Here is a 19,586-nt window from a genome sequence, read left to right as displayed (position 1 = left end):
GCTCACTTCTCTTGTCGTTCACCGCAGCCAAGGGTTGGCCTTGACGATCGGCAGGGTGTTCCACCAGCGCGCCAGGCCCCACGTGACGCCGGACGCGGTGGCCGCGAGGGCGATCAGCACCAGGGCGTAGACGACGTGGTAGTCGATGAGCGGGTTGGTCGACATCGTCGCCTCGCCGGTCGAGGTGTGCTGTGCCGGCGGCCACTCCGCCGCCCACATGAGCAGCATCATCAGCGCACCGCTCACCGCCGCGATCTTCAGGCCGATGCCCAGCACCAGCGCCACCCCGACCGCGAGCAGGCCGGCCATGAACAGCACGTCGGCCCACCAGGCCCCGGCGATGTCGTGGAACAACGACTCGAACGGCCCCACCGCGACCCGGCTGAGGAAGCCCTTCGTGGGCGAGCCTCCCGAGAACCACGCGTTCTTGGACTGGGTGGCGTAACCGAGACCGAACGCCTTGTCGAGGAACGCCCAGAGGAACAGCAACCCGGTCACGATGCGCAGCACCGCGAGGGGCACAGCACCTGTTCCGGTTCGGGTGCGAGCAGGAGCGTGAACAGCGGACATCTTTACCTCCCAGAAAGTTCTTCTGGTTGAAGTCTGGTCAGAGGAGCCGCCCGCGAACGCAGCCCTTGGTCCCGGTCCGGCCGGGACATCACGACCCGCCGCGGCGATACCGGCGAGCGGCCACGAAGATCGCCGCGACCACGACCGCCCCCATGGTCGCGATCAGCCGGTTCACGTCGACCGCGGGTACCCACCGCACGTTGTCGCCGGTGATCACGTAGGCGCCGGTCGGTTTCGCGGAGATCCCGAATCCGCCGCCCTCGCCCTCCTGGCCCTTCTCGTCCCGGCCGGAGCCACCGCCGGTGCCACCCGAGATGGACGCGGCGGCGATGACCGTGACCCCGTTGCGCTCGTACGGCTCGGCGTAGACCGTCTTCGCCTCCACGGAGTTCTTGACGCTGGCGATCAGTTCGTCGATCTTCATCATCACTCCTGAGCAGTCGGTCGTCAGCCCCCCGGCATCCGGTGAACGGGACCCCGCCGGGCAGGGTCCTTCGACTCCGCGTGGTCGTGCCGGGTGCGCGACGAGCCCCAGCTGCTGAAGATGCAGCCGAGCAGTCAGCGCGCCGCTACCAGCCGCTGGGCGATCGTGTACGCCCAGCGGTCGATCTCGTCCCGGTCCCGGAAGTCGCCCGCCATCGGTCCCGTCGCCATTCTCCTGGCGATGAAGCCGACCGCGGTCTCCGGCGTGAGCCTGCCGCCGAAGGTGAAGGGCTCCTCAGCCCCGATGCGCGCGGCGATCTCGCGCACCTTCCGTGGCGCCTGCCGAGGGGCGAGGTCGGTTCCGAGCGGTCCGCTGTGGAAGAGCCACAACGGCCGGGTGCGCAGGAGCTTCTCGTTGCGGGTCAGCAGCTTCACCGCCTCCCGGCGCCACCGGCCCGCGTACAGCGCGCTGCCGAGCACGACGGCCTTGTAGGGCTCGACCGAACCGACGTCCGCAGCGTCCAGCACGACGACCTCGTGCGACGCCGAGCGGATCCGTGCGGCGATCAGTTCGGCGATTTCCTTGGTAGCGCCCATCTTGGTCGCGTAGGCGACGAGGATCTCTGTCATACCGGCACCGTCGTCGCGCCGGCCAGGCGGGGACAGAGCCCTTGTGCTCAGTGGCGACGGGTCGCCGGTCGCTCGTGGCGGACCTGAGCCCGCCCGCCTGGACGCAGAGTCCTTCGGTCCTCTCGACAGGTCGGAACGTCCCGGCTCGCCCACGTCCTTGGCAGGTGTCAGCCCGCCGCGGCGCCGACGAGGCTTGGTCACACACGAACCAGGGAGTGCCGGAGGGTGACATGCGTGAACCGACAGTCGCCTCGCTGATGACGCGTGAGGTGATCACCGCGGACGTCGAGTGCCCGTTCAAGGAACTCGTGCGGCTGCTGGAGGACAACAAGATCAGCGCGGTCCCCGTGCTCGACGGCGGCTGTCCGGTCGGCGTCGTCTCGGAAGCCGACCTGCTGCCCAAGGAGGAGTTCCGCGGCGGCACCGAAGAAGCACCTGGTCTGTTCGCGGGCCGTGCGACGAAGCACCGCTGGGAGCAGGCGAGTGGCGTGACCGCCCGCGACGTGATGACCTCGCCGGTCCAGAGCATCCCGCCGGACCTCGCCGCGAGCGCGGCCGCCCGCGAACTCGCCGCCACCGGCGTGCGCAGGCTCTTCGTCGTGGACTCCGACGGCGCGCTGGTCGGTGTGCTGTCCCGCCGCGACCTGCTGAAGCTCTTCGTGCGTGAGGACGACGAGCTGCGCACCACGATCCGCGAGGAGATCTTCGGCCGGGTGCTGTGGGTCGACCCCGACTCCCTCCAGGTCGCGGTGACCGGCGGCGTGGTGACGGTGCGGGGACAGCTGGAGCGGCAAAGCGAGGTCGAGATCGCCGGACACCTCGTGCGCGCCCTGCCCGGCGTGGTGGACGTGCACAACCAGCTGCGGGCCGGATGGAACGACACCACCCACACCCACCAGACCGAGATCTTCGGCTGAGGAGCGACATGAGGACTCGAGACGTGATGACGACGGACGTCGTGGTCGTCGACCAGAACACCCCGGCGCGCGACGCCGCCAGGCTGATCGCCGACCGCGGCTTCACCGCCCTGCCCGTGGTCGACGCCCTGGGCGCGTTGGTCGGCATGGTCAGCGAAGCCGATCTGCTGCGAGATCGCCTGCCCCAGGATCCGCGGGGACTGGTGCACGGCGAACCCGCCCAAGCCCGGCAGGCGCCCGCGGACGTGGTTTGCCAGGTCATGACGACCTCGCCGGTGACCGCGAGTCCGAACACCGATCTGGCCGAGGTCGCGGGCCTGATGCTCGACCACGGTGTGCGCAGCGTGCCGGTCGTGCACGAGGGCCACCTCGCGGGCATCGTGACCCGCAGGGACCTGCTGCGGTCCATCACCCGTGCGGACTGGGTCGTCGAGGCCGAGATCCACAACCGGCTCGGCATGGTCGGCGGCGCAACGCGGTGGCAGGTCGCGGTGACCGGCGGCAGGGTGTCCATCGTGGACAAGGGGAACAGCGCCACCGAACGGCACGTGGTCGACGTGCTGGTCCGCGCGATCGCGGGCGTGACCGACGTCGAGTTCACCACCGAAGCCGTGCGCGCGGGGAGCTGACGATGGCAAGGAAGAGGTGGAGTGATCTCACCCCGTTGCAGCGGAGATCTTTCACGTGGCCGGCCGTCTTGCGGGTGACGGTCGCGCCGGCCGAGTGGGCTGTCCACATCGGAGTGAGGAGTTCGCCATCAGCGTGGAAGCAGCCGGACCACCGGCCGCGACGCGCCCGGTTCGGGAAGCGACCGGCCACGCCCGTCCAGATTCGGCCTGCCTGATGCGCATCGTCGTCGCACTCGGAGGCAACGCCCTGCTCATGCGCGGCGAACGCGCCGACGCCTCCGTTCAGCTCCACCACGTCGAAACAGCGGCACGAGCACTCGCACCGCTGGCCGAAGAACACGAACTCGTCGTGTGCCACGGCAACGGCCCCCAGATCGGCCTGCTCGCACTCGAGAGCGAGGCCGACCTGTCGTTGAGCCGTCCTTACCCGCTCGACGCCCTCGGCGCCGAGACCCAGGGCATGATCGGCTACTGGCTCGCGCAGTCGCTGCGCAACGCGGGCGTCCGCAAACCGGTCCTCGCCGTCGTCACCCAGACCGTCGTCGACGCGTCCGACCCGGCGTTCTCCGCGCCGACGAAGTTCATCGGCCCGATCTACGACCGCGCCCAGGCCGACCGGCTGGTCGCGCGGAACGGCTGGACCGCGGCGGCGGACGGTCCGCACTGGCGCCGCGTCGTCCCATCGCCCGAGCCGTTGCGGCTGGTCGAACAGGAGTCCGTCGAGCAGCTCGTGAGCAGCGGGACGATCGTCGTGTGCGCGGGTGGTGGGGGAGCGCCGGTGGTCGACGACGGCCGGCTGCACGGTGTCGAGGCGGTGGTGGACAAGGATCTCACCTCGGCCGCGCTGGCGATCTCGTTGAAGGCGGACCATCTGCTCCTGCTCACCGACGTGCCCGCCGTGATGTCCGACTACGGCTTGCCGACCGCTGAGCCGTTGCGCCACCTGGACGTGGCGGAACTCGGGGACCTGAGCTTCCCCGCCGGTTCGATGGGACCGAAGATCGAGGCGTGCCGCCGGTTCGTCGAAGCGACGGGATCGACCGCCGCGATCGGGGCGCTGGCCGACGCCGAAGGACTCCTGCGGGGCACCGCCGGCACGACAGTCGGCCGGCGAGCACACCGCGGTTGACGGAGTCGTAGAGTGTCGAATTGAAGAATTCTTCAATTCGACAGGTCGTGGTCTCGTGAACGAGTTCGAGGACAGTCTGCTCATCCGCGTCGAGCAGGCGGAACAAGCGGTGCGGCAGGCGGTGGAGCAGCAGGACGAGTACGCGGCGGACGTGCACCGCGCGGATCTGGCCAACCTGAGGCGCCTGGCGGCCGAACACGGCGTGTCGGTCGACGCTCCAGAGGAGGGCTGAGCGGTGCCGGTTCCGCTGTACCAGGCGAAGGCCGAGTTCTTCCGGATGCTCGGCCACCCCGTGCGCATCCGGGTGCTGGAGTTGTTGCAGGACGGCCCGAAGGCGGTGCGTGATCTGCTGGCCGAGATCGAGGTCGAGGCGTCCAACCTCTCCGCGCAGCTGGCCGTGCTGCGCAGGTCCGGCATCGTGACGGCCACCCGTGACGGTTCGACGGTGGTGTACGCGCTCGCGGGCGCGGACGTGGCCGATCTGATGAAGGCGGCGAGGAGGATCCTCACGGAGTTGCTGGTCGGGCAGAACGAGTTGCTCGCGCAGCTGCGCGAGGACTCCGCATGAGAGCTTTCCTGCCCGCGAAGGCCGACTGGACGGCCGCCAGGCCGAGAGACGTCGTCGCGGGTCTGACGGTCGCCGTCGTGGCGTTGCCGCTGGCACTGGGATTCGGCGTGGCGTCGGGCCTCGGCGCCGCCGCGGGACTGGCGACCGCGATCGTCGCGGGCACCCTGGCCGCCGTCTTTGGCGGCTCCAGCCTGCAGGTGTCCGGGCCCACCGGTGCCATGACGGTGGTGCTGGTGCCGATCGTCGCGACGTTCGGGCCGGGCGGCGTGCTGACCGTCGGCCTGCTCGCGGGCGTGCTGCTCCTCGCGTTGGCGGCGGCCCGAGCCGGGCGCTACATGCGGTACGTGCCGGCTCCGGTGGTCGAGGGCTTCACCCTCGGCATCGCCGCGGTCATCGGGCTGCAACAGATCCCCGCGGCACTCGGCGTGCCCACACCCGACGGGCACAACGTCGTGGTGAACGCCGTCCGCGCGTTCGGATCCGGCCCCGCTCTGCCCGCCGTCGCCCTCGCCGGCGGAGTCGTCGTGATCATGCTCGTCGGCGCGCGCTGGAAACCGGCGATCCCCTTCTCGCTGCTCGCCGTCGCGGCGGGCACGGTGGCGGCGGAGATCTGGTCCCTGCCCGTGCCCCGGATCGGCACGTTGCCCGCGTTGCTCCCCGCGCCGTCACTGTCCTTCCTGGACCTGAGCGCGCTGTGGTCGCTGCTGCCGTCCGCGATCGCCGTGGCCGCGCTCGCCGCCCTGGAGAGCCTGCTGTCCGCGACGGTCGCCGACGGCATGAGCGTGAACCAGCGGCACGACCCGGACCGCGAGCTCTTCGGCCAGGGCATCGCGAACGTCATCACGCCGATGTTCGGCGGCGTGCCCGCGACCGCGGCGATCGCGCGGACGGCGGTCAACGTCCGATCCGGCGCGAGCTCGCGACTGGCGGCACTGGTGCACGCGGTGACGCTCGCCGTGATCATGCTGGCGGCGGCGCCGGTGGTCGGACGCATCCCGTTGGCGGTGCTGGCCGGTGTTCTGCTCGCCACCGCGGTGCGGATGGTCGAAGTCGGTTCGGTCCGGGTCCTGATGCGCGCGAACCGTTCCGACGCGGTGGTGCTCGCGCTCACCGCGATCGCGACGCTGGCACTCGACCTGGTCACGGCCGTCATCATCGGCCTCGTCGTCGCGGGAGCGCTGGCGCTGCGAGCCGTCGCCAGTTCGGCGAGGATCGACGAGGAACCGCTGGAGCCCGGCGACCACACCGCCGAGGAGCACGCACTGCTCGCCCAGCACATCGTCGCCTACCGGTTGGACGGACCGCTGTTCTTCGCCGCGGCACATCGCTTCCTGCTGGAGCTCACCGAGATCGCGGCGGTCTCCGTGGTGATCCTGCGCATGTCCCGGGTGTCCACGATGGATGGCACCGGCGTGCTGGTCCTGCGCGACGCCGTCGAGAGACTGGAGCACCGGGGCATCACCGTGCTGCTCTCCGGAGTGCGCGACGAGCACCGGCACCAGCTGGAAACCCATGGCGTGCGCGCGTTCGCCAGCACGCCCGAGGCCATCGAGCACGCGCGGAACCACCTGCGCCGCAACGGCACACTGCCGTGACGGATCCACTGCCCGGCTCAGTGAAGTGGACCCGCCAGAACGTCACTTCCTCCAGAACAGGTGGTGGGTCACACCGCTCGCACTGGGCACGACGTCGACGTGGAACCGGTCCAGCAGCTCGTCGGGCGACTTCCACAGCGGTACCCCGTGGCCGAGCTCGACCGGCGCCACCGCGACGTGCAGCGTGTCGATGAGGTCGGCGTCGAGGAACGCGCGGATGGTCGTGGCGCCGCCGCCGATCCGGACGTCCTTGCCCTGCGCGGCCTCGAGTGCGAGCGCGAGAGCCTCGGCCGGGTCGCCGTTCACGAAGTGGAACGTCGTGTCGGAGAGGGTGAACGACGGCCGTTCGTGGTGCGTGAGCACGAAGACCGGGGTGTGGAACGGCGGTTCGTCGCCCCACCAGCCCTGCCAGTCGTGGTTCTCCCAGGGGCCGCGGTGCGGGCTGAACTTGTGGGCGCCCATGATCTCCGCGCCGATGTTGTGCGCGAAGTCGCGGGTCAGGTAGTCGTCGAGGCCGCGGCTGCCACCGGGGTCGGTGCGGTTGGGCCAGCTCGCCGTGGCGCCCGCCCACGCGAACATGGTGCCGGGGTCGGCGTGGCCGAACGGCCGGTCGAGGGTCTGGTCCTCACCGGCACCGAATCCGTCCCGCGACACGACGAAGTTCTGGACCTTCACCAGCTGGGTCATGGGCTTCCTTCCGCTCTTGGTCGGCATGTGGACCACGGGGGCCGCGTGAACTCATCGGTCCCGCCGGAAGATCATGCTCCGGACGGACGGAAGCGGCGCGGTGTGAGACCGGCGCCGCTTCCGTTCGACGATCACCCGAGCGTTACGGCGTGGCCGGTACGGGGTGACCTTCCGACGCCTGCACGACGACGATGCCCTGACCCTGCAGCGCGAGCTGGTAGGCCTCGCCCGAGCCGCGGCCGATGACGGCGCCGAGCTTGGCCGTCTTGCGGATCGAGGACTGCAGCGAGGTGGACCACAGCACCGCGGACTGCATGTCGACGAACGTCGGCACGTCCACGTTCAGCACGACCGGCGTCCCGTAGGCGGTGACCGCCAGCGCGCCGGTGCCCGTGAACGTGGTGTTGAACAGGCCGCCGCTGAGCATCGACGCGCCCTCGGTGCGGTTGATGTCCCACTTCAGGCTGCTGTCGAAGGCGAGCACGTTCTTGCCGTTGACCGTGACGCCTTCGTTCTCCAGGTACAGCACGAAGATCTCGTCGGCGTCCTGGGCGAGGAACACGTCGCCGCTGCCCGACACCTTCATCAGCGACATGCCCTCACCGGTGAAGGCCTTCTTGAACAGCTTGCCGAGACCACCGCTGCCTTCGTAGGCGAAGTCGACGTCACCCTGGTAGGCCACCATCGATCCCTGCTTGGCGAAGAAGAACCCGCCGCTGCCGGTGAGGTCCACCTTGAGCATGCGTTCGTTCTGCAGTTGGAAGCTTCCCGGCTCGACGGGCCGTTCCGCGTGGTTGAACAGTGAGCTGCGCATGGACAGATGATGCAGGTGATCATGGCCTCACGCATCCGTGGGGGTGGTCTTCCGCGCCGGCGGCACCTCACGGGTCGACCTTGTAGTAGCAGTACCCGTCCTCTCTCGGGGTCCAGGTGGCGAAAGTGGGGAACACGGCGAACGCGAAGCCGCCCTGTCGTGTCTTCGGGCCGTACCGGCCGTCGACCGCGAGACCGGCGTTGTACCACTCGTTGAGCTTGGCCTGGACGTACTTCACCGCCTGCTCGGTCTTCGGGCCGAAGTCGCGGTCGTCGGCGATGTTCTGGCTCATGCACCGCCGCATCGACACCTGGATGACCCGGACGGCGTCGCCGAAGTTACCCCTGCCCAGATCGCAGTTGTAGGCGCCGGTGTCCCATCCGATCGTGGGCACCCGCATGAACCCGCCGGGGACGGAGTACGACGTGAAGCTGTTGCAGGACGCCGCCGCCTGCGCGACTCCCGGCGACGCCGCCGAGATCACCGCGGCCAGAACCGCTGTGGCGGCGAGTGTTGCTCGGATCGATCTCATCGGTCCCCCGATCAGTTGGCGAAGTAGAGCGAGGCGCCCTGGCACGAGTACGGGCAGTGCAGCTCCACCCGGTAGTTCCCGGGCGTCCAGTTCTTGCCCCAGAAGTCGTGTTCGTCCCCCCGCCTCTTGTTGTCGCGGAGGATCTCCGGATCGCCGGGGGCGTCGAGGTACAGGACGCGGACGAACGAGTTGATCGGGTCCGGGGTGCCCGGCTCGTACGGCGCCGTCCACGGGATGTTCGCCGTCGCGACGTGAGGGTTCACGCCGCTGCCGACCCACAGCGACGCGGTCACGCACGTCCACTGGGTGGTGACGGTGCACGACCTGACGGCCATCGCGCCCGGATCCGCGGTGGCCGGTTGCCCCGCCGCCAGAGCGGCGCCCAGTGCGGCCACGACCACGCCGGCGGTCCTGAGTTTGTGTGCGACTTTCCCCGTTCGCATGTAATTCCCCCTCCTGGTGCGTTGTCCCGCGCTCCCGCGGTTACGCCAACACCGTGAACCCGAGCGGTTTCACGACGGTTTCATCGGGCGTGGTGCCACCGTCGTCCGGCGGGAGGCGACCATGAAGACGGCGTTCGGCGTGCTCGGCCCACTTCGCGTTGCGGTGGAAGGGGAAGACGTCGATCTGGATCAACCGATGCTCCGACGTCTGCTGGCCCTGTTGCTCTGCGCCGCCAACTCTCCGGTGTCCGCCGAGGCGCTCGCGGACGCGTTGTGGGAGACGAAACCGCCCGCGTCCGCAAGGAAAACCCTGCAGCTGTACGTGCATCGGCTGCGCAGGAAGCTCCGGGATCCGGCGCGGATAACGCACGGCCCCGCCGGTTACCGGCTCGTCGTGGAACCGGGCGAGTGCGATGCCGACGAGATGCGGCGGCTGGTCGTGGACGCCCACGCGACCGTTGATCCGGGCCGGCGTGCCGCGGTGCTGCGCGACGCGTTGGCGTTGTGGCGCGGTGTGCCACTCGCCGAGTTCGCCGGTGTACCCGCCGTGCTGACGACGTCGGACGCGCTGACCGACCGATGGCTCGCACTGCTGGGGGAGCGCTTCGACGTCGACCTGGAACTCGGCCGGCACGACGATCTCGTGGCGGAGCTGACGGAGGTGGTGGCGCGGCACCCGTTGCACGAACGGTTCCGCGCTCAGCTGATGGTGGCCCTGTACCGGTGCGGCCGGCAGGCGGACGCCCTGGCGACCTACCACCAGGCGAGGGAGGTGCTCAGCGACGAGCTGGGAGTCGATCCGTCCGACGCCCTGTGCGCCCGGTACCAGGAGGTGCTGCGGGCTGATCCGGCACTGGACCTGCCGGCGCGGCCGAGCCGTCCCCGGCCGGCGCAGCTGCCCGCCGCGCCACGCGACTTCAGCGGACGGGTGGACGAGCTGAAGGAGCTGGACGACGTGGTCGCGGGCGGAGCGGGGCTGGTGACGATCTCGGCGATCGCGGGTGCCGCCGGTGTCGGCAAGACCGCGCTGGCACTGCGATGGGCGCAGCAGAGGCGTGACGACTTTCCCGACGGCCAGCTCTACGTCGACCTGCGCGGAGCGGCCACGGCGCACCCGGTCGACGCGGCGCACGCGCTGGGGGAGTTCCTGCGCGCACTCGGCGTTCCGGCCGAACACGTTCCGCAGGAGCTCGAAAGCGCCGCCGGGCTCTACCGGTCGCTGGTGGCCGACCGCAGGATCCTCGTGCTGCTGGACAACGCGCACAACGTCAACCAGGTCCGGCCGCTGCTGCCCGGCACGTCCACGACCGTGACCCTGGTGACGTCGCGGAGCCGGCTCGCCGGTCTGGTCGCGATCAACGGCGCACGCCGCCTCCTGCTGGCTCCGCTGCGCCCGCAGGAGTCACACGAACTGCTCGTGACCCTCCTCGGCGGCGAACGGGTGGACGCCGAACCGGACGCCGCGGCCGAGATCGCCCAGGCCTGCGGCCACCTGCCACTGGCACTGCGGATCGCCGCCGCGAACCTGCTGGACCAGCCGCGTCGCCGGCTCGCCGCCTTCGCAGCCGACCTGGCCCGCAACCGGCTGAGCACGCTCACGGTCTCCGACGACGACCAAGCGGCCGTGCGGTCGGTGTTCGCGCTGTCGTACGAGCGCCTCGTACCGGCGGCGCGCAGGCTGTTCCGGCGGCTCGGCCTGGTGCCGGACCTCGACGTCACCCCCGAGGCCGCCGACGCACTCGACGCCGAGGGCAGCACTCGCCTGCTGGAAGTGCTGCACGACGCGCACTTGCTGGACTGCCGGACACCCGGCCGTTACTCCTTCCACGACCTGATCGGGTTGTACGCCAGGGAACTCGCCGAGGCGGAGGAGGACCGGCCGGGCCGTGAGGCGGCGCTCGACCGGCTCTGCGCCTGGTACGTCGGCAGGCTGGCCGCGGCGGACCGGTTGCTCGTGCCCTACCGCCCGGCCGTGGTCGATGCCGATCCGGTGGCGCCGTTCGACACCGCGCTGGACGCGTTGGCGTGGCTGGACGCCGAGAAGTCCAGCCTTTCCGCGGTGGTCCACCACGCCGTGTCGACGCGGCGGCACGAGGCGGCGTGGCAGATCCCGTTCCTGCTGAGCGGCTACTTCGAGCACCGCGGCACGTGGTTGCTCGGCGTGCGCCTGCTGCGATTCGCGGTCGACGCCGTCATGGAGTTCGACGACCCCGACCTCGAAATCCTGGCCAGAGCGCAGGTCTCGATCGCCCTCGTCCACGCGGGACGGGTCGCCGAGGCGGTGCGGGAGCAGCAACGGTGCCTCGCCATCGCCAGGGAGGCCGGGAACACGCGACGGGAAGCGGCGACGCTCAACAACCTCGGCTGGATGCACCACGAACAAGGCGACACCGCCGGCGCGCTCGCCTCGTACGAGGCGGCGTTCGCGCTGTTCGCGTCCCTCGACGACCGCGGCTACATGGCCATCGTGTTGCAGAACATCGGCGACGCGAAGTCGTTGCTCGGTGACTTCGCCGGGGCGGTCGAGCACCACGAACGGTCTCTGGCCATCGCCCGCGAGGACGATCTCGTCGGCCAGCAAGGGGATTCCCTGCTGTCCCTAGGCCAGGCGCACGCACGGGCGCAGCGGCACGACGAGGCGGTCCGGATCTTCCGTTCCGCGCTGCCGCCGGTCGTGGAGGCCGGCAACAAGATGAGCGAGGCCCTCGCACACCGCGAGTTCGGCCACAGCCTGCGCGCCGTCGGCGACACCGCCGCCGCGGCCGACGAGTTCGCCCTGGCCGCCAGGCTCTACCACGACACGGACGACGTGCACCTCGCCGTCGCCGCCTATCTGGACCTGAGCGGCGTTCGCGCCGAGGCAGGTGACCGCTGTGCGGCACAGCGAGCGTTCGACTCGGCACGGCAGCTGCACCTCCGCGCCCCCGACCCGATCAACGCCCGCCGGCTCGACGCGATGTCGGTGGAGCCGGCGTCGAGGATCGAGTAGTCGGCGTGATCACGCCCGCACGCCGTCGAGCACCGGCGCGCCCGTCCTCGCCACCACGTCCTCGACCGTGCTGCCCGGTGCGAGCTCGACCAGGTGGAAGGCCCCGTCCGCGACGTCGAGCACGGCCAGGTCGGTGATGACGCGGGAGACGACCCGGCGTCCGGTCAGCGGCAGGGTGCAGGTGGCGACCAGTTTCGGGTCGCCGGCGCGGGAGACGTGGTCCATCAGGACGATGATCCGGCGGGCGCCGCTGACGAGGTCCATCGCGCCGCCCATGCCCTTGACCATCGCGCCCGGCACCATCCAGTTGGCGAGGTCGCCGTGCGCGGAGACCTGCATGCCGCCGAGCACGGCGGTGTCGATGTGGCCGCCGCGGATCATCGCGAAGCTGGTGGGGGAGTCGAAGAACGAGGCTCCCGGCAGCACGCTGACGGTCTGCTTGCCCGCGTTGACGAGGTCGGGGTCCACCTCGTCGTCGTAGGGGAACGGGCCGACGCCGAGGATGCCGTTCTCCGCGTGCAGCGTGACGGTGGAGCCGGCCGGCAGGTGGTCGGGGATCAGCGTGGGCAGGCCGATGCCGAGGTTGACGTACTCGCCGTCGCGCAGTTCGAGCGCGGCGCGGGCGGCCATCTGGTCGCGGGTCCAGGCCATGTCAGTTCGCCTCCTGGCGGGCGCGGGTCGTGCGCTTCTCGATGTCCTTGCGGGCGGCCTGGTCCGGGGTGAGCGCGACGACGCTCTGCACGAACACGCCGGGCAGGTGCACGTGGTCCGGGTCGATCTCGCCGACCTCGACGACGCGTTCGGCTTCTACGACGGTGAACCGGCCCGCCATCGCGGCGGCCGGGTTGAAGTTGCGGGCGGCGGCGTGGAAGACGCAGTTGCCCGCGCGGTCGGCGATCGCGGCGCGCACGAGTGCCACGTCGGTGACGATCGACTCCTCCAGCACCATCTCCTTGCCGTGGAAGGTGCGGACTTCCTTGGGAGGGGAGGAGAGTGCGACGGTGCCGTCCGAGTTGTAGCGCCACGGCAGGCCGCCCTCGGACACGAGCGTGCCGACGCCGGTCGGCGTGTAGAAGGCGCCGATTCCCGAACCTCCGGCGCGCAACCGTTCCGCGAGTGTCCCTTGTGGAGTGAGTTCCACGGTCACTTCGCCCGCCAGGTACTGCCGGGCGAACTCCTTGTTCTCGCCGACGTAGGACGCGACGACCCGGCTGATGCGACGGTGTTCGAGCAGCAGCCCCAGACCGGCGCCGTCGACGCCGCAGTTGTTGGAGACGATCGTGAGGTCGTCCGCGCCCTGCTCCAGCAACGCCTCGATGAGGAACCACGGGATGCCCGCGAGCCCGAACCCGCCGACCGCGACGCTCGCGCCGGACCGGATGCCCGCCACGGCTTCGGCCGGTCCGCCGGCCACCTTGTCCAGGCTCATGAACGGCTCCCCTTCGTGAGGTGGTCGACGAGCGCCGCCGTGACGACGTCCGGCTGCTCGGCGTTGGCGAGGTGGGCGGCGCCGGGGACGACGAGTATCCGACCGTCCTGGACCGAGGTGGCGATCTCCTCGAGGTGGTGGGGCGGCGTCGCCGGATCGTCCGCTCCGGCGATCGCGAGCGTCGGCGCGCTGATCCTGGCGAGGTCCGCGCGCTGGTCCATGGCGGCGATCGCCTCGCAGCAGCCCGCGTAGCCCTCCGCCGGGGTGGCGGACACCATCGCCTCCCACCGCGCGCGGTCCTGGTGCGCGGGGGTGAACCAGCGCTCGACGACGGCCTTGGCGACCGCCTTCGTCCCCTGTGCGCGGACGAGGGCGGCCCGGTCGGTCCAGTTCGCCGCCGGTCCGAGGCAGGCGCTGGTGCACAGGACCACGAGCCGGTCCACGCGTTCGGGAGTGCGGGCGGCGACGCGCAGCGCGGTCATGCCGCCGAGCGACAGCCCGACGAGGTGCGCCTTCTCCACACCCAACCGGTCGAGCAGCCCGACGAGATCGCCGGCCAGCGCGTCGATGGTGTGCGGGCCGGGCACGACGGGGGAGCGGCCGTGGCCACGGGTGTCGTAGCGGACCACCCGGAAGTGCTCTTCGAGCGCGCCGGCGTTGGCGTCCCACATCTCCAGCGTCGACCCGAGCGAGTTGGACAGCACCACGACCGGGCCGTCCGGCCTGCCCGTGACGACGTGGTGCACCATCAGCGCACCGCCTCGAAGACGGCCGCGAGTCCCTGGCCGCCGCCGATGCACATCGTCTCCAGCCCGTAGCGGCTGCCGCGGCGGCGCATCTCGTGCGCGAGCGTCGCCAGGATCCGGGCGCCGGTCGCGCCCACCGGGTGGCCGAGCGAGATGCCGGACCCGTTGGGGTTGAGCCGTTCGTCGCCGGCGTCGACCTTCCACTCGCGCAGGCAGGCGAGCACCTGGGCGGCGAACGCCTCGTTGAGCTCGATCACGTCCACGTCGTCGAGGGTGAGCCCGGCCCGGTCGAGCGCGGCGGCCGTGGCGGGCACCGGTCCGATGCCCATCACCTCGGGCCCGACCCCGGCGACGGCCCACGACCTGAGCGCGAGCACGGGCCGCAGCCCGCGCTTCTCGGCCTCGTCGCGAGTGGTGACCACGCACAACGCGGCGCCGTCGTTCTGACCACTGGCGTTGCCCGCCGTGACCGTGGACTCGGGGTCGAGCTTCAGCCGGACCGGACGCAGCGCGGCGAGGTCTTCGAGCGTCGTGTCCGGTCGGGGGTGCTCGTCGCGGTCGACTGAGACGTCAGGCTTGCCGCGGCGGCCGGGGACGGTCACCGGCACGAGCTCGTCGGCGAACCTGCCCGCCTGGTCGGCGGCACCCCAGCGCTGCTGCGACCGCACCGCGAACTCGTCCTGCTCGGCCCGCGAGATGCCGTACTCGCGGCGGAGGTTCTCGGCCGTCTCCAGCATGCCGCCGGGTACCGGGTGGAACCGGCCACCGGCCGTCTCCCTGGCCCGGTCGAGCCGGTCGACCAGCTGGATGCCGCCGCTGCGGACACCCGTGCGCAGCCCCAGCGCGTAGTGCTCGACCTGCGACATCGACTCCGCGCCGCCCGCCACGACGACCTTCGCCGCACCGGTGGCGACCTGACCCGCCGCGTAGAGCACGGCCTGCAGCCCGGATCCGCAGCGCCGGTCGATCTGGAGGCCGGGAACGCCGACGCCGAGGCCCGCGTCGAGCGCCGCGATCCGGCCGATCGCCGGTGACTCGCCGTTCGGGTAGCTCTGGCCGAGCACGACGTCGTCGACATCGCCCTCCCTCAGCCCCGTGCGGCGCACCAGTTCCGTGAGCACGGCGGTGGCGAGGTCGGCGGCACTGAGCGAGGCGAGCGCCCCGCCGAACCGTCCGACCGGGGTCCGGAGGGGTTCGCAGATCACGACGTCGGTCATGCCCTCGACACTAGGGCGGTCCGGTGATATCGAGAAATACTCATTTCACGTCTACTGAGACTCTGGGAGTATCAGTCGGTGGAACTTCGTCATCTGCGGTACTTCGTGGCGGTCGCCGAGGAACGGCACTTCGGGCGTGCCGCCGAACGCCTGCACATGGCGCAACCACCGCTCTCGCAGCAGATCCAGCAACTGGAGGCCGAACTCGGGGTGACGTTGCTGCACCGCACCACCCGCAGGGTCGACCTCACCGACGCCGGGCTGGTGTACCTGGACCGCGCGCGAGCCGTGCTGTCCGCTGTGGACGACGCGGGGGCGGAGGCGCGGCGGGTGGCCGAGGGCAGGCAGGGCCGGCTGGTCGTCGGGTGCGTCGGCTCGGCCACCTACAGCCTGCTGCCCGCGTTCGCCCGAGTCCTGCGCGACGAGCTACCGGCCGTCGACTTCGTGTTCCGCGGCGAGATGCTGGCACCGGACCAGCTGGAATCCCTGCTCGCCCGGCGCATCGACCTCGCACTGCTGCGCCCGCCGGTCGAGCACGCCGGGCTGCGGGTGACCGCGGTGCGCCGCGACCGGCTCATCGTGGCGTTGCCCGAGGACCACCGCCTCGCCCGGCGGAAGCGGCTGAGGATCGAGGACCTGCGCGAGGAAGACCTGATCGTGCACGCGTCCCACGGCCGTTCGGTCATGTACGGGATCGTCACGGACCTGTGCCGCTCGGCGGGGTTCGAGCCGCGGATCCGCCACGAGGTGGCGGAGACCTCGACCCTGGTCACGTTCGTCGCCTCCGGGCTCGGCGTGGCCGTGGTTCCGGAACCGGTGGCGGAACTCGGCGTGCCCGGCACGACCTACCGTCCGCTGGCCGGAAAGCAGGGCATCGACCTCGTGGCCGCCGTGCGCGCCGACGACGACTCGCCGGTGCTCGCGAGGGCGCTCAGGTTGCTGGCGCGGTGGCAGGAACGGGTGCTCTGACTCAGGTCTCCAGCCACTCCGGCCGGGTGGACGAAGCGGGGTCGAGCCGGTCGAGGATGCGTTCGTGGGCGGCGTGCAACTGGTTCAGCTGCTTGGCGTCCAAGGGATCCACGACCAGCTCGCGGACCAGGGTGACGTGACCGGGCGCGGCCTGCTCGACGGCGGCCATGCCCGCGTCGGTGAGGACCGCGCGGCTGGCCCGGCCGTCGGCGGGATCGGGCTCGCGGCGCAGCAGGTCGCGAGCCTCCAGGCGCTTCACGACGTTCGACAGGCGCGAGAGCGAGGAACTGGTCAGCTGCGCGAGGCGGCTCAGGCGCAGGGCGTGGCCGGGAATCTCGGAGAGCATCGACAGCACGTGGTACTCGAAGAAGGTCAGCCCGGCGTCGCGTTCCAGCTGGGCGCCGAGCGTCGCGGGCAGCCGCGTCAGCACGCGCACCATGTCGAGCCAGGCCAGCCGTTGCTCCGCCGTCAGCCAGCGCGGTTCCTGCGAGTCCGGGGTCACACCCCCAATTTACTTGACGCTTGAACCATTCGCTCCTAGTGTCGGCGCCAGAAAGTTCAAACTTGAACTATTTGGAGGCTGTCATGCGCGTCGCGATCATCGGTGCGGGCAACGTCGGATCCGGGCTCGCCGGCGCTGCCGTCGCCGCGGGACACCAGGTCACCGTCGCCGCCGCCCACGAGGAGAACGCGGTCAAGGTGGCCGAGCAGGCAGGCGGAACGGCAGCGGCGTCCGTCGTGGACGCCTCCCAGGGTGCGGACGTGGTGGTCCTCGCGGTGCCCGCCGGCGTCGCGGCCGACGTGCTGGCCGAGATCAAGGGCACGGGCGCGGTCGTCGTGGACGCCACCAACCCCCTCAACGAGACCTACAGCGACCTGACGACCGGCGGCACCAGCCAGGCGGAGCAACTGGCCTCCGCAGTGCCGGGAGTGAAGCTCGTCAAGGCGTTCAACACGCTCTTCGCGTCCCGGCTGGGTGCCGCGAGCGAGGACGGCCTCCCGCTGGACGGGTACTACGCCGGCGACGACGAGGCGGCCAAGCAGGTCGTGGCGGAACTGCTGACCTCGCTGGGCTTCCGGCCGATCGACGCGGGCGGCCTGCGGATGGCCCGGTCGCTCGAGGAACTGGCCTTCCTGAACATCTCCCTCAACGCGCGCAACGGCTGGACCTGGCAAAGTGGCTGGCGTCTGACCGGGCCGACCGTCTGAAAAGGACGACCGACTTCCCGTTGCGGCTGAAGGAGAACCATGTTCGCGTCCTGGTACGACCGGCAGGGCTCCGCCGCCGACGTGCTGCACGTCGGCGAGCTACCCGATCCCGAGCCCGGCCCCGGTGAGGTGCGGGTCGAGGTGCGACTGTCCGGGGTGAACCCGGGCGACACGAAGAAACGGCGTGGCTGGCTGGGTTCCTCGATGCCTTACCCGAGGGTCGTCCCGCACAGCGACGCCGCCGGAGTGGTGGACGCGGTCGGCGACGGTGTCGACAAAAGCCGGCTCGGACGGCGCATGTGGGTCTACGGCGCGCAGTCCTACCGGGCGTCCGGCACGGCTGCGCAGTACGTGGTCGTGCCTGAGCATCTGGCCGTGCCGCTGCCCGATCACGTGAGCGACGAACTGGCCGCGAGCCTGGGCATCCCCGGCATCACGGCCCACCGCACGGTGTTCGCCGACGGACCGGTCGACGGACGGACCGTGCTGGTGCAGGGCGTGCTCGGCGGCGTCGGCTCGCTCGCCGCGCAACTGGCGCGCTGGGGCGGCGCCACCGTCCTGGGAACCGTGACCAGGACCAGCGACCTCGACCTCGTCGACCCCGGGTTCGTCTCGCACGCGGTGGCCCTCGACAGCCCCGGCGCGGCCGACGAGATTCGCGCGAACGCGCCGGACGGCGTGCACCGGATCATCGAGGTGTCCTTGTCCGACAACGCGGACCTGGACGTCGCCGTCCTCGCGAACGACGGCATCATCGCCGCCTATGGCACCCGCACGGACCGCACGGAGATCCCGTTCTGGCCGCTGCTGTTCGCCAACGCCACGGTCAGGCTGTTCGGCAGCGACGACTTCCCCGCCGCCGCGAAACGCGCCGCGGCCCGCGACCTCACCGCCGTGGCCGCCGTGGGCGCACTGCGGGTGCAGGTCGGACAGCTGTTCCCGCTCGCCGAGATCGCGGCGGCCCACGACCGGGTCGACGCGGGCGGTCGCGGCCGCGTGCTCGTCACCGTCCCGTGAGCCCCGAACGCGGGCAGGCTAGTTTGCCCCGGTGAGTCTCCTCGACGACGTGGCCGAACGCGACGGCTGGCGATGCTGGGTGTGCGACGAACCGGTCGACCCGGGAATGTCGGTGAACGACGCGCGCGGGCCCAGCGTCGACAGCCGGACCGCCGACCGGAAGGCGAAGATCGCCGAACGGCTCGCGCACCGCGGGTGCAACAGCCGCAAGGGCGCGGTCAAGGTCGTCATCGCCTGGCCGGACCGCCTGCACGTCGCCGAACCCGCGCCCCTGATCACCGTGGCCGGCCGGCTGGAGCGCAAGGGCGGCCGCGAGATGGTGGCCCGCTGCCCGACGAAGCAGGACGCCCAGGAGACGGCGGACTGGCTGGCGGACCGGTTCTCCCGGCTGGTGCCGGGGCTGCCCGTGACCGCCACCGTCGAGGCGGGCGGCGGCCAGTTCCTCGTCGTTCTGGCCACCGGACGTCGTTGAGCAATTCCTCGTGGGGCAATTCCCAGAACTCCCGCTGCGCATTCCTGTGCGCGTGATGCGCATCACCTATCGCCGAAGGTCGGAACGGGTTTCCCGGCCTGAGGGGTAAATCAGGCGGAGGTCAGGGGAAAACCCTGATGGCACGGCAGCTGAACACGGGCACGCTGGAAGTCGTCAAGGGGATGTCCCAGTTCGAGGAGAGACATGAGCGAATCCAAGTCCGAGCCCACCCGCAACCCCGTCGACTCGGTGGTCGACGCCGTGCGCGGACTGGTCAGCGAGGGCCTCAACCGTCGTGTCGTCGTGCGGGACAGCAAGGACGACGTGGTGCTCGAGGTGCCGGTGGCCCTCGGGTTGGTGGCGGCGTTCGCCGCCCCGGTGGCCACGACGATCGGTGCCGGTGTCGCGCTGGTCGGCAAGTGCGGAATCGCGCTGGAGGACCGCAGGACGCCCAGCAGCGCGCCCGCGCCCGCGACGAAGGTCGACGCCGAGCGGGTGTAGTCAGCAGCGGGGGACGCAGTGGGCCGGCGCCGTCACCAGGGGGTGGCGGCGCCGGCCCGCGTTTCGGTGCCCGGCTTCAGGGTCGGGGTCTCGTTCTTCG

General features: G+C 71.0%; 25 protein-coding genes. 12 read left to right on the top strand and 13 right to left on the bottom strand.

Annotation, left to right across the window (positions count from 1 at the left end):
• Positions 1-18: 18 nt before the first annotated feature.
• From ACIQF0_RS38970 to ACIQF0_RS38960, 3 genes are all read right to left on the bottom strand, one after another.
• Positions 19-570 (bottom strand): hypothetical protein, encoded by a 552-nt coding sequence (locus ACIQF0_RS38970; protein WP_401038518.1) that lies wholly within the window; start codon positions 568-570, stop codon positions 19-21.
• An 88-nt stretch (positions 571-658) separates the two neighbouring features.
• A complete protein-coding gene (locus ACIQF0_RS38965; protein ID WP_401038515.1) occupies positions 659-994 on the bottom strand; it encodes a spore germination protein GerW family protein in 336 nt (111 codons plus the stop codon).
• Positions 995-1,128: 134 nt separating this feature from the next.
• On the bottom strand, positions 1,129-1,623 hold the full coding sequence (locus ACIQF0_RS38960) for a flavodoxin domain-containing protein (protein ID WP_401038512.1): 495 nt from the start codon (positions 1,621-1,623) through the stop codon (positions 1,129-1,131).
• Positions 1,624-1,853: 230 nt separating this feature from the next.
• On the opposite strand from ACIQF0_RS38960, the gene ACIQF0_RS38955 reads away from it, so the two are divergent.
• The 6 genes from ACIQF0_RS38955 (at position 1,854) to ACIQF0_RS38930 (ending at position 6,461) form a co-directional block, all read left to right on the top strand.
• Entirely contained in the window at positions 1,854-2,540 is a 687-nt protein-coding gene (locus ACIQF0_RS38955) for a CBS domain-containing protein (RefSeq protein WP_401038509.1), read from the top strand.
• 8 nt (positions 2,541-2,548) lie between these two features.
• Entirely contained in the window at positions 2,549-3,169 is a 621-nt protein-coding gene (locus ACIQF0_RS38950) for a CBS domain-containing protein (protein WP_401038506.1), read from the top strand.
• A gap of 214 nt (positions 3,170-3,383) precedes the next feature.
• The gene (locus tag ACIQF0_RS38945; protein WP_401038503.1) at positions 3,384-4,298 is read left to right on the top strand and encodes a carbamate kinase; all 915 of its coding nucleotides are present in this window, start codon (positions 3,384-3,386) and stop codon (positions 4,296-4,298) included.
• 55 nt (positions 4,299-4,353) lie between these two features.
• Positions 4,354-4,530 (top strand): hypothetical protein, encoded by a 177-nt coding sequence (locus ACIQF0_RS38940; RefSeq protein ID WP_401038500.1) that lies wholly within the window; start codon positions 4,354-4,356, stop codon positions 4,528-4,530.
• Positions 4,531-4,533: 3 nt separating this feature from the next.
• On the top strand, positions 4,534-4,866 hold the full coding sequence (locus ACIQF0_RS38935; protein ID WP_360036146.1) for a metalloregulator ArsR/SmtB family transcription factor: 333 nt from the start codon (positions 4,534-4,536) through the stop codon (positions 4,864-4,866).
• On the top strand, positions 4,863-6,461 hold the full coding sequence (locus tag ACIQF0_RS38930; protein WP_401038496.1) for a SulP family inorganic anion transporter: 1,599 nt from the start codon (positions 4,863-4,865) through the stop codon (positions 6,459-6,461). Before ACIQF0_RS38935 ends, ACIQF0_RS38930 begins: the two co-directional genes overlap by 4 nt.
• A gap of 42 nt (positions 6,462-6,503) precedes the next feature.
• Here the strand turns inward: ACIQF0_RS38930 and ACIQF0_RS38925 are convergent, their stop codons facing one another.
• From ACIQF0_RS38925 to ACIQF0_RS38905, 5 genes are all read right to left on the bottom strand, one after another.
• On the bottom strand, positions 6,504-7,148 hold the full coding sequence (locus ACIQF0_RS38925) for a dihydrofolate reductase family protein (protein WP_401038494.1): 645 nt from the start codon (positions 7,146-7,148) through the stop codon (positions 6,504-6,506).
• 142 nt (positions 7,149-7,290) lie between these two features.
• On the bottom strand, positions 7,291-7,962 hold the full coding sequence (locus ACIQF0_RS38920) for an AIM24 family protein (RefSeq protein WP_360036154.1): 672 nt from the start codon (positions 7,960-7,962) through the stop codon (positions 7,291-7,293).
• 67 nt (positions 7,963-8,029) lie between these two features.
• Entirely contained in the window at positions 8,030-8,494 is a 465-nt protein-coding gene (locus ACIQF0_RS38915) for a peptidoglycan-binding protein (protein ID WP_401038491.1), read from the bottom strand.
• 11 nt (positions 8,495-8,505) lie between these two features.
• Entirely contained in the window at positions 8,506-8,937 is a 432-nt protein-coding gene (locus ACIQF0_RS38910; protein WP_401038488.1) for a hypothetical protein, read from the bottom strand.
• A 40-nt stretch (positions 8,938-8,977) separates the two neighbouring features.
• Positions 8,978-9,130 (bottom strand): hypothetical protein, encoded by a 153-nt coding sequence (locus ACIQF0_RS38905; RefSeq protein ID WP_401038485.1) that lies wholly within the window; start codon positions 9,128-9,130, stop codon positions 8,978-8,980.
• Between the two features lie 3 nt (positions 9,131-9,133).
• Here ACIQF0_RS38905 and ACIQF0_RS38900 point away from each other — a divergent pair, with 3 nt between their 5' ends.
• Positions 9,134-11,926, top strand: a complete 2,793-nt coding sequence (locus ACIQF0_RS38900; RefSeq protein WP_401038482.1) for a BTAD domain-containing putative transcriptional regulator — start codon at positions 9,134-9,136, stop codon at positions 11,924-11,926.
• Between the two features lie 9 nt (positions 11,927-11,935).
• On the opposite strand, the gene ACIQF0_RS38895 is transcribed toward ACIQF0_RS38900, so the two are convergent.
• The 4 genes from ACIQF0_RS38895 to ACIQF0_RS38880 are packed head-to-tail and all read right to left on the bottom strand — an operon-like array spanning position 11,936 to position 15,318.
• Positions 11,936-12,577, bottom strand: a complete 642-nt coding sequence (locus ACIQF0_RS38895; RefSeq protein WP_401038479.1) for a CoA transferase subunit B — start codon at positions 12,575-12,577, stop codon at positions 11,936-11,938.
• Between the two features lies 1 nt (position 12,578).
• Positions 12,579-13,355 (bottom strand): CoA transferase subunit A, encoded by a 777-nt coding sequence (locus ACIQF0_RS38890; protein WP_401038476.1) that lies wholly within the window; start codon positions 13,353-13,355, stop codon positions 12,579-12,581.
• Positions 13,352-14,104, bottom strand: a complete 753-nt coding sequence (gene pcaD / locus ACIQF0_RS38885; protein ID WP_401038474.1) for a 3-oxoadipate enol-lactonase — start codon at positions 14,102-14,104, stop codon at positions 13,352-13,354. Before pcaD ends, ACIQF0_RS38890 begins: the two co-directional genes overlap by 4 nt.
• Complete coding sequence (locus tag ACIQF0_RS38880) at positions 14,104-15,318, bottom strand: acetyl-CoA C-acetyltransferase (RefSeq protein WP_401038471.1); 1,215 nt, start codon at positions 15,316-15,318, stop codon at positions 14,104-14,106. The genes pcaD and ACIQF0_RS38880 overlap by 1 nt, the downstream gene beginning before the upstream one ends.
• Before the next feature lie 78 nt (positions 15,319-15,396).
• On the opposite strand from ACIQF0_RS38880, the gene ACIQF0_RS38875 reads away from it, so the two are divergent.
• The gene (locus ACIQF0_RS38875; RefSeq protein ID WP_401038469.1) at positions 15,397-16,287 is read left to right on the top strand and encodes a LysR substrate-binding domain-containing protein; all 891 of its coding nucleotides are present in this window, start codon (positions 15,397-15,399) and stop codon (positions 16,285-16,287) included.
• A gap of 1 nt (position 16,288) precedes the next feature.
• Here ACIQF0_RS38875 and ACIQF0_RS38870 read toward each other — a convergent pair whose 3' ends face one another.
• Positions 16,289-16,789 carry a MarR family winged helix-turn-helix transcriptional regulator gene (locus ACIQF0_RS38870; RefSeq protein WP_401038467.1) on the bottom strand — a complete coding sequence of 167 codons (501 nt, stop codon included), beginning with the start codon at positions 16,787-16,789 and terminating at the stop codon, positions 16,289-16,291.
• 38 nt (positions 16,790-16,827) lie between these two features.
• On the opposite strand from ACIQF0_RS38870, the gene ACIQF0_RS38865 reads away from it, so the two are divergent.
• From ACIQF0_RS38865 to ACIQF0_RS38850, 4 genes are all read left to right on the top strand, one after another.
• Positions 16,828-17,496 (top strand): NADPH-dependent F420 reductase, encoded by a 669-nt coding sequence (locus ACIQF0_RS38865; protein ID WP_401038464.1) that lies wholly within the window; start codon positions 16,828-16,830, stop codon positions 17,494-17,496.
• A 39-nt stretch (positions 17,497-17,535) separates the two neighbouring features.
• A complete protein-coding gene (locus ACIQF0_RS38860; RefSeq protein ID WP_401038462.1) occupies positions 17,536-18,513 on the top strand; it encodes an NADPH:quinone reductase in 978 nt (325 codons plus the stop codon).
• Positions 18,514-18,544: 31 nt separating this feature from the next.
• Positions 18,545-18,985 (top strand): hypothetical protein, encoded by a 441-nt coding sequence (locus tag ACIQF0_RS38855; RefSeq protein ID WP_401038460.1) that lies wholly within the window; start codon positions 18,545-18,547, stop codon positions 18,983-18,985.
• 204 nt (positions 18,986-19,189) lie between these two features.
• On the top strand, positions 19,190-19,486 hold the full coding sequence (locus ACIQF0_RS38850) for a DUF4342 domain-containing protein (RefSeq protein ID WP_401038457.1): 297 nt from the start codon (positions 19,190-19,192) through the stop codon (positions 19,484-19,486).
• Positions 19,487-19,586: the final 100 nt, after the last annotated feature.

This window comes from Lentzea sp. NPDC092896 (assembly GCF_044754905.1).
Taxonomy (GTDB): Bacteria; Actinomycetota; Actinomycetes; order Mycobacteriales; family Pseudonocardiaceae; genus Lentzea.
This window is presented reverse-complemented; position numbering and strand designations above follow the sequence as displayed.

What these genes read in the sequence shown, in the direction of transcription:
- ACIQF0_RS38910 (WP_401038488.1), bottom strand. Translation starts at nt 8,937, where the DNA reads ATGCGAACGGGGAAAGTCGCACACAAACTCAGGACCGCCGGCGTGGTC.
- ACIQF0_RS38880 (WP_401038471.1), bottom strand. Translation starts at nt 15,318, where the DNA reads ATGACCGACGTCGTGATCTGCGAACCCCTCCGGACCCCGGTCGGACGG.
- ACIQF0_RS38895 (WP_401038479.1), bottom strand. Translation starts at nt 12,577, where the DNA reads ATGGCCTGGACCCGCGACCAGATGGCCGCCCGCGCCGCGCTCGAACTG.
- ACIQF0_RS38890 (WP_401038476.1), bottom strand. Translation starts at nt 13,355, where the DNA reads ATGAGCCTGGACAAGGTGGCCGGCGGACCGGCCGAAGCCGTGGCGGGC.
- ACIQF0_RS38930 (WP_401038496.1), top strand. Translation starts at nt 4,863, where the DNA reads ATGAGAGCTTTCCTGCCCGCGAAGGCCGACTGGACGGCCGCCAGGCCG.
- ACIQF0_RS38970 (WP_401038518.1), bottom strand. Translation starts at nt 570, where the DNA reads ATGTCCGCTGTTCACGCTCCTGCTCGCACCCGAACCGGAACAGGTGCT.
- ACIQF0_RS38850 (WP_401038457.1), top strand. Translation starts at nt 19,190, where the DNA reads ATGAGCGAATCCAAGTCCGAGCCCACCCGCAACCCCGTCGACTCGGTG.
- pcaD (WP_401038474.1), bottom strand. Translation starts at nt 14,104, where the DNA reads ATGGTGCACCACGTCGTCACGGGCAGGCCGGACGGCCCGGTCGTGGTG.
- ACIQF0_RS38860 (WP_401038462.1), top strand. Translation starts at nt 17,536, where the DNA reads ATGTTCGCGTCCTGGTACGACCGGCAGGGCTCCGCCGCCGACGTGCTG.
- ACIQF0_RS38915 (WP_401038491.1), bottom strand. Translation starts at nt 8,494, where the DNA reads ATGAGATCGATCCGAGCAACACTCGCCGCCACAGCGGTTCTGGCCGCG.
- ACIQF0_RS38900 (WP_401038482.1), top strand. Translation starts at nt 9,134, where the DNA reads ATGCTCCGACGTCTGCTGGCCCTGTTGCTCTGCGCCGCCAACTCTCCG.
- ACIQF0_RS38965 (WP_401038515.1), bottom strand. Translation starts at nt 994, where the DNA reads ATGAAGATCGACGAACTGATCGCCAGCGTCAAGAACTCCGTGGAGGCG.
- ACIQF0_RS38920 (WP_360036154.1), bottom strand. Translation starts at nt 7,962, where the DNA reads ATGCGCAGCTCACTGTTCAACCACGCGGAACGGCCCGTCGAGCCGGGA.
- ACIQF0_RS38950 (WP_401038506.1), top strand. Translation starts at nt 2,549, where the DNA reads ATGAGGACTCGAGACGTGATGACGACGGACGTCGTGGTCGTCGACCAG.
- ACIQF0_RS38925 (WP_401038494.1), bottom strand. Translation starts at nt 7,148, where the DNA reads ATGACCCAGCTGGTGAAGGTCCAGAACTTCGTCGTGTCGCGGGACGGA.
- ACIQF0_RS38945 (WP_401038503.1), top strand. Translation starts at nt 3,384, where the DNA reads ATGCGCATCGTCGTCGCACTCGGAGGCAACGCCCTGCTCATGCGCGGC.
- ACIQF0_RS38960 (WP_401038512.1), bottom strand. Translation starts at nt 1,623, where the DNA reads ATGACAGAGATCCTCGTCGCCTACGCGACCAAGATGGGCGCTACCAAG.
- ACIQF0_RS38955 (WP_401038509.1), top strand. Translation starts at nt 1,854, where the DNA reads ATGCGTGAACCGACAGTCGCCTCGCTGATGACGCGTGAGGTGATCACC.